General features: G+C 51.4%; 10 protein-coding genes. 7 read left to right on the plus strand and 3 right to left on the minus strand.

Annotation, left to right across the window (positions count from 1 at the left end):
• The 5 genes from dnaA (at position 1) to gyrB (ending at position 8,267) form a co-directional block, all read left to right on the plus strand.
• On the plus strand, positions 1-1,788 hold the full coding sequence (gene dnaA / locus CFELI_RS00005) for a chromosomal replication initiator protein DnaA (protein WP_277103268.1): 1,788 nt from the start codon (positions 1-3) through the stop codon (positions 1,786-1,788).
• 1,109 nt (positions 1,789-2,897) lie between these two features.
• Entirely contained in the window at positions 2,898-4,085 is a 1,188-nt protein-coding gene (dnaN, locus tag CFELI_RS00010) for a DNA polymerase III subunit beta (RefSeq protein ID WP_277103267.1), read from the plus strand.
• Between the two features lie 33 nt (positions 4,086-4,118).
• Positions 4,119-5,288: a DNA replication/repair protein RecF gene (gene recF / locus CFELI_RS00015; protein WP_277103266.1), complete on the plus strand. Its 1,170-nt coding sequence runs from the start codon at positions 4,119-4,121 to the stop codon at positions 5,286-5,288.
• A 136-nt stretch (positions 5,289-5,424) separates the two neighbouring features.
• A complete protein-coding gene (locus tag CFELI_RS00020; RefSeq protein ID WP_277103314.1) occupies positions 5,425-5,928 on the plus strand; it encodes a DciA family protein in 504 nt (167 codons plus the stop codon).
• A gap of 293 nt (positions 5,929-6,221) precedes the next feature.
• Positions 6,222-8,267: a DNA topoisomerase (ATP-hydrolyzing) subunit B gene (gene gyrB / locus CFELI_RS00025; RefSeq protein WP_277103265.1), complete on the plus strand. Its 2,046-nt coding sequence runs from the start codon at positions 6,222-6,224 to the stop codon at positions 8,265-8,267.
• Positions 8,268-8,443: 176 nt separating this feature from the next.
• Here gyrB and CFELI_RS00030 read toward each other — a convergent pair whose 3' ends face one another.
• The 3 genes from CFELI_RS00030 to CFELI_RS00040 form a co-directional block, all read right to left on the minus strand.
• A complete protein-coding gene (locus CFELI_RS00030) occupies positions 8,444-8,887 on the minus strand; it encodes a DUF6918 family protein (protein ID WP_277103264.1) in 444 nt (147 codons plus the stop codon).
• A 940-nt stretch (positions 8,888-9,827) separates the two neighbouring features.
• Positions 9,828-10,109 (minus strand): hypothetical protein, encoded by a 282-nt coding sequence (locus CFELI_RS00035; protein ID WP_277103263.1) that lies wholly within the window; start codon positions 10,107-10,109, stop codon positions 9,828-9,830.
• 7 nt (positions 10,110-10,116) lie between these two features.
• Positions 10,117-10,335: a CopG family transcriptional regulator gene (locus CFELI_RS00040; RefSeq protein WP_277103262.1), complete on the minus strand. Its 219-nt coding sequence runs from the start codon at positions 10,333-10,335 to the stop codon at positions 10,117-10,119.
• A 179-nt stretch (positions 10,336-10,514) separates the two neighbouring features.
• On the opposite strand from CFELI_RS00040, the gene gyrA reads away from it, so the two are divergent.
• On the plus strand, positions 10,515-13,088 hold the full coding sequence (gyrA, locus tag CFELI_RS00045; RefSeq protein WP_277103261.1) for a DNA gyrase subunit A: 2,574 nt from the start codon (positions 10,515-10,517) through the stop codon (positions 13,086-13,088).
• Complete coding sequence (locus tag CFELI_RS00050; RefSeq protein WP_277103260.1) at positions 13,088-13,429, plus strand: DUF3566 domain-containing protein; 342 nt, start codon at positions 13,088-13,090, stop codon at positions 13,427-13,429. Before gyrA ends, CFELI_RS00050 begins: the two co-directional genes overlap by 1 nt.
• The last annotated feature ends 90 nt before the right edge of the window (positions 13,430-13,519 follow it).

Consider the following 13,519-nt stretch of genomic DNA (forward strand, 5'->3'; position numbering starts at 1 on the left):
GTGGCTGCTTCAAACTCCACTCACACATCGCTCGTGGGTACATGGAGTGCTGTCGTCGATGAGATTTCGCAAATCCGCGCGGAATCTCACAACGGCGCACCCCCTTTCACATCGCAGCAACGCGCGTATCTCAAGGTTGTGCGACCAATCGCATTGGTTGAGGGCGTTGCTGTGCTTGCTGTACCGCATCAGCGCGCGAAAGATTTCATTGAAAGCGAACTCTCTACCGCTATTTGCCAGGCGCTGGGTGCGCGGATGGGGAGGGCTTTTTCTTTAGCTGTCACTGTTGATCCGGAAGGTTCTTTACAGCCTGCTGAACAACCAGCCCCTCCTGCTCAGCAGCCTGTGCCTGTTGCCAGGGTTACAGAACACGTATCGGAACCGTCGCCTCCTGTTAAACCAGTCATTCCGGCACCAGAACCTGTCCAAACTGTCTTGGAACCGGTACCGGCAACACCGGCACCGGCTTCGGCATCAGAATATTTTACCCACCAGCACACTGCTGAATATCAGCCGCAACCTGCAGCTTCGTCACACCCTGGTTTTGCTGCGCAACAAAATACTCCAACCCCTCCTGAAACCGCTGCGAGCTTGCATCATCTTGCGCAAAGCCCTGCATTTACTACTCCTCGTGTAGAGCCCACGGGTTGGGAAACCTCACATGCGGATCAGCACCCACCTGCTGTGGTAACTCCAAAGGAGCAGTCCCCAGCGTTACGTGCGCGTGAGGTTCCTGCGCATAATCCGAACCGTGAAACCAGCCTGAATAAGCGCTACACCTTTGATACTTATGTGGTGTCAGATTCCAATAAACTTCCAGCCTCGGCCGCTATTGCGGTTGCTGAGAAACCTGCACGGGCCTATAACCCACTGTTTGTGTGGGGTGATTCTGGTTTGGGCAAGACTCACTTGATGCATGCGATTGGCAACTACGCACAGCAGTTGCATCCAAGTTTGCGTATCAAGTATGTCTCGTCTGAAGAATTCACCAATGACTACATCAACTCGGTGCGTGACGATAGGCAGGAATCCTTCAAACGCCGGTACCGGAACCTCGATATTTTGATGGTTGATGATATTCAGTTCCTGCAGGGTAAAGAAGGCACCCAGGAAGAGTTCTTCCACACGTTTAATGCTTTGCAGCAAAACGGTAAGCAGGTGGTTCTCAGTTCAGATCGTCCGCCAAACCAGTTGACTACGTTGGAAAATCGCTTGCGCACCCGATTCCAAGCAGGTTTGATTGCCGATATTTATCCCCCTGATCTGGAAACCCGTATTGCGATTCTTTCCAAGAAGTCTCAGGCCGATAATATTGTGGTTTCTCGTGATGTTTTGGAGCTCATTGCTTCCCAATTCAATTCTTCAATCCGTGAATTGGAAGGCGCATTTATTCGTGTTTCCGCTTTCGCTTCGCTGAATCATAAACCCATTGATCTTGCAACGGCTGAAGAGGCTTTGCGTGATATTGCGCCCGATCAACAAAGTGTTGAGATTACTGCGCCAACCATCCAAGCGGTGACTGCAGAGTTCTTCAATATTAGTGTTGAACAGCTGATTTCTACAACGAAGTCACGTCCGATTGCGCATGCTCGCCAGCTTGCTATGTATTTGTGCCGTGAGCTCACTGAGCTTTCGCTGCCGAAAATTGGCGAATATTTTGGTGGCAAGGATCACACCACTGTGATGTATGCAGAGCGTAAAATCCGGAAGGAAATTACCGAAAAGCGAGTTACTTATGATGAGATCCAAAAGCTCACCACCATGATTAAAAATTATGGGCGCAATTAAAAAATAAATTTTTTCCCACTCCCGTTGGTGCAGCTTCTCGCTGCGACAACGGGAGTTTTTCATGCACAAATACGCTGAAAAAGCTTTTTCATCGACACGAGTATGTGCACCGAATTCCAGCCAGTCACGACCAAGGCTTTGTTCATTCACGTCCACCATGGGTTCATCCGGAGCATCGCGTGTGTAACCGAAGAAAACTTCACCGATGAACAGGATGCGACGAAGGCTCAAGGCAATCAGTGCGAAGAAAAGAGCAAAAGGGGATCAGAATGGATGGGAGGGGAGTAGGGATGAAGGGAATGGAGAACAAAGTAGTGATGTCCGAAAGTCAGGCGGGGGTGGTTTGTGGAGAAAAATGAAAAGAATTCCACAGGCACTTGACCTGCAGTTTTAAAATCTGTGGATAACTCACATGCACTCTGACCTGCGATTATTCCATCGATTTCCACAATGTCCACAAAGTTATTCACAGCTTTGTAATTCCACTCTTGTAATTTAGTGATCTCCGTCACGCTCTTTGGGGTAAAAGCCCAAGATACGGGGGCTGTGGACAACTGCTAAAAACTTGTGGAATACCGGTGGATGGTTTTGGAACAAATGTGGATAACTCGGAACTCCAAAAGTTATCCACAAAATTTCAAAGTTATCCACAGGCAAAGCACAGGGATACGCACACTTGCGATTTCACGGACTAGCAGCGCAAAAGACCCCATTTCCACAGTTTGCACAGCACCTACTGTTGTTACCAATGTAATTACTAAAATCTTCTATAAGAAAGAAGGGTTGGGGAAAACTTTTCTCCGACCGGCTCGAAAGAGCTCGGAGGGAAAGAAAAATTTTTGCCGTTGGAGTTTTGCCCACCGTGCTTTGCAGGTAGGTTTGTTGTTGTGCATTTGTGAGCCTGCCTGTAGCCACTTTGCTCACAAGATTGTGAAAACCATCGAGGTTCAGACATCAACTTCGAGGTTTTTATGGTTGTTGTGAGACAGGGGTTTCTGGCTTGGTTTTTCAAAGAACCATTTTTCTTGCACCCGTGAAAGGGCCGTTGAACTGCGGTTTAAGGGTGCGCATTGTACAATTTTGTAGTTTCAAAGGGAGCGAAGAAGCACATGGACGTCAACGCTGTGGCATTCCAAGTAGCAAAAGATGACTTGGCGAGCGCTGTGTCATGGGTTGCACGAAACCTGCCAGCAAAACCCACCCAGCCAGTTCTTCGCGCGATGCTCATTACCGCAGATGATGAAGGTTTAGAGTTTGCTGGTTTCGATTACGAGGTATCGACGAAAGTTCGGATTCCTGCCGAGGTAACGCAACCAGGTCGCATTGCGGTAGCAGGTAAGCTGATCGCTGAAATTACAGCAACGTTGCCATCGAAGCCTGTCAAGGTTTTCGTGGAAGGCTCCACTGTTCAGCTGGAATGTGGTTCTTCCCGTTTCGAGCTGCCGAGCATCCCTTTGGATGATTACCCAACTTTGCCGACTCTGCCTGCGGTTACTGGTGCGATTAATCCCCGTTTGTTCATTGATGCTGTCACTCAGGTTGCTGCTGCGGCGGGTCGCGACGATACCTTGCCCATGCTTACGGGTATTCACATGGAAATCAGTGGCGAGAACATTACGTTGACTGCGACTGACCGTTTCCGTTTGGCTTTGCGCACCCTGCAGTGGGTTCCTGCGCTTGCCGACGCCGAAGCGAAGCTGCTGATTCCTGCCAAAAACTTGGTAGAAAACGCCCGTACCTTGGACGCAAATTCTTCTGAACCGGTTGAGATTGCTGTTGGTACTGGTGAAAACATTGGTGCTGAAGGCCTGTTTGGTATTCACATTGATGATCGCCAGACCACTACTCGCATGTTGGATGCAGACTTCCCTAATGTGGCTCCGTTGCTGCCGAAGGTGCATAAGTCGATGGCAAGTATTGAGATTTCTGAGCTGCAAAATGCCATTAAGCGTGTGTCTTTGGTTGCTGATCGCAATGCTCAGATCCGTATGCAGTTTTCTAAGGGCCAGGTTATTTTGTCCGCTGGTGGTTCGGATGCTGGACATGCTGAAGAGGCTGTTCCCTGTGCGTATTCGTCTGATGAAGAGCTGTTGATTGCGTTCAACCCTGGTTATTTGCGTGATGGTTTGAATGTGATTCGTACTGATCGGGTTGTTTTCGGCTTCACTGAGCCGTCCCGACCTGCTATTTTGATTCCGGAACCTGAAGTTTTCCCAGAGGCAAATGAGGAGGGTATGTTCCCTACTCCAGAGACTGAGTTCACTTATTTGCTCATGCCTGTTCGCCTGCCAGGCTAAGCCGACTTTTTCTTGGGTTGATCGGTTTTCGCCGTGTACATTCGTGAGCTTTCATTGCGGGATTACCGCTCGTGGCCGGAGTGCGAAATTGCACTCCAGCCTGGGATAACGCTGTTTGTTGGCCGGAATGGCTTTGGTAAAACAAACATCGTTGAAGCCATTGGGTATGTGGCACATTTGAGTTCACATAGAGTCGCCCATGACGCTCCTTTGGTGCGTCAAGGTCAAAGTAACGCAAGGATTTCTGCGACCGTTGTCAATGAAGGACGGGAGCTGACAGCTCATCTGCTGATTAATCCGCATTCGGCGAATAAAGCACAGATTAATCGCACGAAATTGGCGTCCCCGCGGGAGCTTATGGGTGTAGTGCGTACGGTGCTGTTTTGTCCTGAAGACTTGAGTTTGATTCGGGGGGAGCCTGCAGAGCGTCGTCGTTATATCGACACCATTGTGTGTACCCGTAAGCCTCGTCTTTCGGGTGTTAAAGCTGATTATGACAAGGTTTTGCGCCAACGCAGCTCCTTGCTCAAAAGTGCTGGTCAGAGGCTTAAACGGGGGTATGGTGCTGATGATGGTGCGTTAGCAACCCTCGATGTGTGGGATTGCCAACTGGCTCAGTTAGGTGCTGAATTAATTCATGCCAGGTTGAAGGTTTTAGCGGAGTTGGAGCCAGTGTTGAAAAAGGCGTATCACACGATCGCTCCGGAATCGCGGCCGGCATCTATAAAATATCGTTCCACTGTTCCTTGTTGTGCGGAAGATCCGACAGCAGAGGTGGAAGTTCTAGAGGCAAGCATGCTTGCTCAGCTAGGGTATATGCGCTCGAAAGAGATTGATCGGGGTATGTCTTTGGTTGGTCCTCATCGTGATGATCTTGATGTCATGTTGGGATCGACGTTGACGAAAGGCTTTGCTAGTCATGGCGAAACATGGTCGATGGTGTTGTCCTTGCGTTTTGCTGAGTTTGAGTTGTTGCGGATAGATGGCACTGATCCGGTGTTGATTCTTGATGATGTGTTTTCGGAATTGGATCAGCGTAGGCGGGAACGTCTTGTTGCGATGACTGAAAATGTTGAGCAGGTGTTGATTACGGCTGCTGTGGATGGCGATTTGCCGGAGAATTTGGCTGCGTCAGTGACTCATCGTTTTACTGTTGATGTTCAAGAAACCCCCGAAGGCCGCGTGTCTGTTTTTGCTTCGTAGTTTTTCGTAGCATGTACGTGCAATCTGTTATTTTTCCTGGTTGGAAGGAGAGCCTGTGAACCCGGATTCGCCCCGTTCTGATTCCTCGAAGGATTCTGCACCAGATGTGGACTCTGTTCAGGCTGCTTTCGCCCGTATGCGCCAAGAAGCAGCAAAGCGTACTGGTCAGGCTCCAGATTTAAATCGGGAGCGTACCTCTACGCCTCAGCGTAGGAAGAAAAGCAACACTCCTCGGTTGCCGGGTAAACCTACGGGTAAAGATGGGCGCTACATCCCTTATGGCCAGTACAGCCTGGAGGGTTTTGGGCAGCTTTTGCGTAAAGAGATTAAGCAGAGGGGGTGGAATCACAACCTTGCTGGGGGTTGGGTTCAGGCGAATTGGGATGAGCTGGTTGGTGATCACGTTGCTGCGCATACCAAGGTGGAGATGTTGAAGGAAACATCACTGTTTATTTCTTGTGATTCCACTGCATGGGCAACAAATTTACGTATGATGCAGCGTCAGATCTTGCAAGCAATTGCGCAACAAGTCGGCCCGGATGTGGTTACTGAACTAAAGATTTTTGGTCCGCACACTCCAAGCTGGCGGCATGGTCCTTTGCATGTCAAAGGCCGTGGCCCCCGGGATACTTATGGATAAAAATTTTCTTAAATTTTTTCTGTGTGGGGTTGGCTGTTTGTACTGAGCCTTCCTCGCGTCGTCACGGTGCTGGGTAGGGGGAAGTAGGTGGGGGCGTCGAGACGCTAAAAAAGCGCATTCTTAAGAAAAATCTGGGTGTTGCAGGGGGCTTGTTGAGGTGATCGGAAAGACTAAATTAATGATTTCGGCCCTATTTGCGCCTTAGGCGCGCGCTCGGTGCTACCACGTAGGGGAGTAGGCAGTGTAGAATGAAACAGTCTAACTCTAAAATTTTTAAAGGAGTGCTAGTTCACGTGGCAACCGCTGAACACGAATACGGCGCCTCATCGATTACGATCCTCGAGGGTCTCGAGGCAGTGCGCAAGCGCCCAGGTATGTACATCGGCTCTACCAACGAGCGTGGTCTGCACCACCTGGTGTGGGAAGTCGTCGACAACTCTGTTGACGAAGCAATGGCCGGCTATGCAGATAAGGTCGAGGTCACTATTCTTGCCGACGGCGGCATTGAGGTGATCGATAATGGCCGCGGCATCCCCGTCGAGATGCACCCATCTGGTGCACCAACGGTGCAGGTGGTTATGACCCAGCTGCATGCTGGTGGCAAGTTCGACTCGGATTCTTATGCAGTTTCCGGTGGTCTGCATGGTGTGGGTATTTCCGTTGTGAATGCTCTGTCGACCCGTGTTGAGGCTGACATTAAGCGCGACGGTAAGCACTGGTATCAGAATTTCAACAGTGCTGTCCCAGAACCTTTGGTTGAGGGTGGTGGCGCTCGGGGTACCGGTACTACCATTCGTTTCTGGCCTGATGCTGAGATTTTTGAAACCACCACTTTTAGCTTCGACACGATTGCGCGTCGCTTGCAGGAAATGGCGTTTTTGAATAAGGGTTTGACCATTACCCTGACCGATAAGCGCGCGAGTGACGAAGAGATTGAGCTGGAGGCGTTGGCGGAGTCGCAGGACGCTGAAGGTGTGTCCTTGGACGATATCGACGACACTGTTGATACGCAGTCTGCGGAGGCGGCAACGAAGGGCAAGAAGAAGGAAAAGAAGAAGACTTTCTTCTACCCGAATGGCCTTGAGGATTACGTTTCTCATCTGAACAAGTCCAAGACCGCTATTCACCCTTCCATTGTTGGCTTCGATGCTAAGGGCGATGACCACGAGGTGGAGATCGCTATGCAGTGGAACTCTGGGTATTCCCAGTCGGTGCATACGTTTGCAAACACCATTAACACCATTGAGGGTGGCACGCATGAGGAAGGTTTCCGTGCGGCGCTGACGTCGTTGATGAATAAGTATGCCCGTGAGCACAAGCTTCTGAAGGAAAAGGAATCAAACCTCACTGGTGATGACTGCCGTGAGGGTCTTGCTGCTGTTATTTCTGTGCGTGTGGGTGATCCTCAATTTGAGGGTCAGACGAAGACGAAGCTGGGTAATTCTGAGGTTCGTTCCTTCGTGCAGAAGGCTGTGTACGAGCATGTGTCGGATTGGCTGGATGCGAATCCTGCTGAGGCGAAGGTCATCGTCAATAAGGCAGTGTCTTCTGCTCATGCGCGTATGGCTGCGCGTAAAGCTCGCGAAATGGTGCGTCGTAAGTCTGCGACTGATCTGGGGGGTCTGCCGGGTAAGTTGGCTGATTGCCGTTCGAAGGATCCGTCGAAGTCGGAACTGTACGTGGTGGAGGGTGACTCCGCAGGTGGTTCCGCGAAGGCGGGCCGTGATTCGATGTATCAGGCTATTTTGCCGCTGCGCGGTAAGATCCTGAACGTTGAGAAGGCTCGTTTGGATAAGGTGCTGAAGAATACTGAGGTCCAGGCGATTATTACCGCTTTGGGTACCGGTATTCACGATGAGTTCGATATTTCGAAGTTGCGCTATCACAAGGTTGTGTTGATGGCTGACGCCGACGTCGACGGCCAGCACATTGCAACGCTGCTGTTGACCTTGCTGTTCCGTTTCATGCCTGAGTTGATTGCCCAGGGCCATGTGTATTTGGCTCAGCCTCCTTTGTACAAGTTGAAGTGGGGTAAGGGTGAGCCTGGCTTCGCGTATTCGGATGCTGAGCGTGATGAGCAGTTAGCCGAGGGCTTGGCTGCTGGTCGTAAGATCAACAAGGATGATGGCATTCAGCGCTACAAGGGTCTGGGCGAGATGAATGCGTCTGAGCTGTGGGAAACCACCTTGGATCCGTCGGTGCGTATTTTGCGTCGTGTGGATATTGAGGATGCTCAGCGTGCCGATGAATTGTTCTCCATTTTGATGGGTGATGATGTGGCTGCTCGTCGTTCCTTTATTACGCGCAACGCGAAGGATGTTCGTTTCCTCGACGTGTAAAAAATGCAGTGATGCACCTTATGTCTGGATCAAAAGCTCAGGCATAAGGTGCATTTTGTGTTCCTTGTGCAAGCGAACGCATGTACCGCGCGGGGTGAGTGTGTTCATGTTCTAATCCAAAAAAGACCAGTGCTTTCTTTCAAAGAAAGCACTGGTCTAAGCAGTATGTGCTGTGTTTAAGCTGCCTTCATGTGGCGTTCGATCACATCGCCAAGCATTGGCAGGTGTGGTTTGATGAGACCACTAGCCTTGGAACGAATGGAGTTGTATCCCTTTTGGACTGCTGGGAAGTCGACTTTTTGGGCGTTGCGGTCCAAAACTTCCAAGATGTCATCCACGACGGCGTCGGAGTTTGCGTTGAGGAAGGTGCCGAAATCACCGGTTCCCTGTGCGTTGTATTCAGACCAGCGTGGTTGGAGAGTTTCCAGGATTTCTGGCAGTAGACGGTTGGCTGCCTTGGAGACGATATCGGAGTTGACTTTCTTTGCTGCGGCGAGCAAGCCTTTGACTGCCATTCCGGAGATTCCGGAGCTGGATTCAACGGCGTTTTCTGCAAGCCCTGCCAACTCGTGAGCGAGAGCTTCGCGTTTGTCACCGAGCAGGATAGAAAGATCGGACATAAGGTGGCATCCTCCTAGGAAATGCGGAAAAGGGGATTTCAGCCGAGGCTGAAGAAATTCGTAGAAAACGATTTCACTTTACTGTATATGGAAAAGCGATCGTCATGTATGACATCGCACAGACTCACAGGATTCTCTTACGCTGTCAACGATAACGATCGCTGTATGTTGTAATTCTTCCGCCGCAGTATGCCTCAAAGTGCGAGGAAAAGTGCCCCATTAATCACTTTAAATAACTGCAATCACAACAGTCACAAATGTTACATGGTGGTGTGTAACTAGCGCAAGACTTCGCGGCGGAAAAGTAGGCACACGTTCAACTACATAAGAAATAAAGGTGGCAGTCATGCTGCTACTTTATTGAGGTTTTCTCACTGGGAAGGTGCATATGAAACGCTGACCTGTGGTTTTTGGGATTGATGGGCGGAACGGCGACACCAAGTGTTCAGAGGTCTGTAGTGGTTGTGATCATGAAAAACACGCTGATCCTAAACATGCGCGTGCTTGAGTGTTGGGCATCGCTTAAGTTTCGACCGCGAGCTACTTACAAAGATCACTAGGACACGGAAGTCGGATCGTCACTCACGAGCGTGGCATTTACCGCATCTACTTTGTGATTATGTGTGTATCGGTAGCACTGTTCTTAGTAGGGTCGTGGGGCTTTGGATATATAAGAGAAATATTGATTCGACATAGAGCAAGTGCTACCTGTAAAACCGCAGGTCAATTTTTCACTGGTGTGCTGAAAGTCGAATCAGTATTTTTGAATCAATCCCCACGTATTCATAGGTATGCTTTTCGGCAGTGGTGTGCAATGTTCTTCCTGACACATCACTTCGATCCTGCTTCGGTATCCTGTCCGCTCCCGCGCGATAACTTTGAACTTTCTTTTCACACTGCATTCTTCTGATGAGAAAAACTCAATATGTGAGCTGGGAAATTACTGGTGTCGGTACTCGCCGAAGGTTCGGTAGACACTAGCGGCGAATTGGGCGAAGCTGTCATTTTTTCCCGAAAGGGGCTGGAGCTTCATAATGCTTTTCTTCAGGCTTTCTTCTGCAGCGTGGCTTGTTTTATGCACGCGCACTCCAGCAATGCTGGCGGATGTGACTGCGGCGCAGGCGCAGAGCGCAGCGTAGTCGATGACATCGACGTGATAATCGGCGCAAAAAACATCGGCGATGTGGAGGAGTTGGTGGGGGCTGAAGTGGGGAAGTGACATGTTTGTTTTAGTGCGTGGGGGTGGCGCGGCGAATGCGGTCTTCTAAAGCCTTGTGTCCAGGGAGTAGTTCGGTGGCGAGGGCGTGGATGTGGGCGTCGTCAAGCGTGCGTGTGGCAGCCGCGAGGATGGCGCGAAGTGCAGCTTCGTGTTTGCTGATGCCTTGTGCGTGGGCAAGGAGGGTGAGCGCGCGGTCGTGGTCGGGGCTGAGTCGCAGGGTCATTGCCATGTGTTTGTCCTTTCGCCGGCGGGGGACGGGGTTGCTGCATGCCCGCCATGTCCACTGAAGTGGTATCACAATGATACCGTTTTGAGTGTTGTGTGCTCCACAGAAAGCCAAAAAACGGTGCATGAGACAGTAGAATGGGAAAAGTTCATTCTATTTTGCTGTAAGAAAGGCGCCCATCTATGAGCGACGATCTCTTCTCCGGAGATTCATACGATCGTGTACACCCGATCGACTTGAACGAGGAGATGCAGTCTTCCTACATCGACTACGCCATGTCGGTCATCGTCGGCCGCGCATTGCCCGAGGTCCGCGACGGTTTGAAGCCGGTGCACCGCCGCATTTTGTACGCGATGTACGATTCCGGCTACCGCCCCGACCGTGGTTATGTGAAGTCCGCCCGCCCCGTGTCCGACACCATGGGTCAGTTCCACCCGCACGGCGACTCCGCAATTTATGACACCCTGGTGCGTCTGGCCCAGGACTGGAATATGCGTTACCCGCTCGTGGATGGGCAGGGTAACTTCGGTTCCCGCGGTAACGACGGCCCCGCTGCTATGCGTTACACCGAGTGTCGTCTTACCCCGCTGGCGATGGAGATGGTGCGCGATATTCGCGAAAACACTGTTGATTTCTCCCCGAACTATGATGGTAAGACTCAGGAACCTGACATTTTGCCGTCGCGTGTTCCGAACCTGCTCATGAACGGTTCGAACGGTATTGCTGTGGGTATGGCGACGAACATTCCGCCGCACAACCTGCGTGAGCTTGCCGACGCCATCTACTGGTTGCTGGAAAACCCCGACGCTGATGAGGCTGCGGCCTTGGAAGCCTGCATGAGCTTTATCAAGGGTCCTGATTTCCCCACTGCTGGTTTGATCGTGGGTACTCAGGGCATTAAGGATGCTTATACCACTGGTCGCGGTTCTATCCGCATGCGTGGTGTGACCTCCATTGAGGAAGAGGGTAGTCGCCAGACCATTGTGATTACGGAGCTTCCATACCAAGTTAACCCTGATAATCTGATCTCGAACATTGCGGAGCAGGTGCGCGACGGCAAGCTGGCGGGTATTTCCAAGATTGAGGATGAATCTTCCGATCGTGTGGGTATGCGCATTGTTGTGACCTTAAAGCGCGACGCGGTGCCTCGTGTGGTGCTCAATAACCTGTATAAGCATTCCCAGCTGCAAACTAATTTCGGTGCGAATATGCTCTCCATCGTTGATGGTGTGCCTCGTACCCTGCGCTTGGATCAGATGTTGCGTAACTATGTGGCGCACCAGATCGAAGTGATTGTGCGCCGCACCCAGTACCGTTTGGATGAGGCTGAGAAGCGCGCCCACATTTTGCGTGGTTTGGTCAAAGCTTTGGACATGCTGGATGAGGTTATTGCCTTGATCCGCAGCTCCCAGACTGTCGATATTGCCCGTAGTGGTCTGATTCAGTTGCTGGATATTGATGATATTCAGGCTGATGCGATTTTGGCGATGCAGCTGCGCCGCTTGGCTGCTCTGGAGCGTCAGAAGATCATTGATGAGTTGGCCACTATTGAGGCTGAGATCGCTGATCTGAAGGATATTTTGGCTTCGCCTTCCCGCCAGCGCTCGATTGTTCGCGATGAGTTGAAGGAAATCGTGGATAAGTACGGCGATGAGCGTCGCTCGGAGATTATTGCCGCTACTGGTGAAGTGACCGAAGAAGATTTGATTGCCCGTGAAAACGTGGTGGTCACCATTACTTCTACCGGTTATGCCAAGCGCACCAAGGTGGATGCGTATAAGTCGCAGCGCCGTGGTGGCAAGGGTGTTCGTGGGGCGGAGTTGAAGCAGGAGGATGTGGTTCGTCACTTCTTCGTCTGCTCCACCCATGACTGGATTTTGTTCTTCACCAACTTCGGCCGCGTGTACCGTCTCAAGGCGTACGAGCTGCCTGAGGCATCGCGTACTGCGCGTGGCCAGCATGTGGCTAACCTGCTGGAATTCCAGCCGGAGGAGCGTATTGCTCAGGTAATTCAGATCCAAAGCTACGAGGATGCTCCTTACCTGGTTCTGGCGACCGCTCAGGGCCGCGTGAAGAAGTCTCGTTTGTCTGATTACGAGTCGAATCGTTCCGGTGGTTTGATTGCCATCAACCTGAATGAGGGCGACAAGCTGATTGGTGCCGCACTGTGCTCCAATGAGGATGATCTGTTGCTGGTCAGTGAGGAAGGCCAGTCGATTCGCTTCCGCGCCGATGATGAGCAGTTACGCCCAATGGGTCGTTCCACTGCTGGCGTGAAGGGTATGCGTTTTAGGGGCGACGACCAGCTGCTCGCCATGACTGTGGTTCGCGATGGCGAGTTCTTGCTGGTTGCTACCTCGGGTGGTTACGGCAAGCGCACGGCTATGGAGGAGTACTCGACTCAGGGCCGTGGTGGCGTTGGTGTTGTGACCTTTAAGTACAACCCGAAGCGTGGCAAGTTGATTGGTGCGTTGGCTGTGGATGAGGATGATCAGATCTTCGCTATTACTTCCGCTGGCGGTGTGATCCGCACTGAGGTGAATCAGATTCGCCCAAGTTCTCGTGCAACGATGGGTGTGCGCTTGGTTAACTTGGAAGATGGCGTTGAATTGTTGGCTATCGACCGCAATGTTGAGGGCGAAGGCGAGGAAGAAGCTGAAGCTGTGGCAACGGGTAAGGAAATTTCAAAGAATGCCCTCGTGAACACTCAGCAAGAGACGATCGATGAGATTTTGAACGAGGGTGAGGAGAGTTAATGGCTACGCGTGTGCATACGGTTACGCGGGTGTCGCCGCTGACTGTTTTCCGCACGGCGTTCACCCTTTCGCTGGTGGGTCTGGCTGCCTGGGTGTTGTGCGTGACCTTGCTGTATTTCGGCATGGATGCTGCTGGCGTGTGGGACAAGGTGAATGATGTGATTGGTGGCGTGGGCGGTTCCCAGACCATCACGTTTGGCCTTGTGTTGTCGCTTGCAAGTCTGTTGGGCGCGCTGATGACTTTGGCTGCGTCTATCTTGGCCCCGCTTATTGCGGTTGTGTATAACGCAAGCGTTGATTTGTTCGGTGGGGTGAAGGTGACGTTGCGCGAGGAGTTCTAGTACTTTTTGCGCGTGTCGACGCCTAGTTCTACGCCCCCTTATTTCACCTACCTACAGTGGGTGCGATCAGGGGGCGTTGTGCATGAATTT

It is taken from the genome of Corynebacterium felinum (assembly GCF_030408755.1).
Lineage (GTDB): Bacteria > Actinomycetota > Actinomycetes > Mycobacteriales > Mycobacteriaceae > Corynebacterium > Corynebacterium felinum.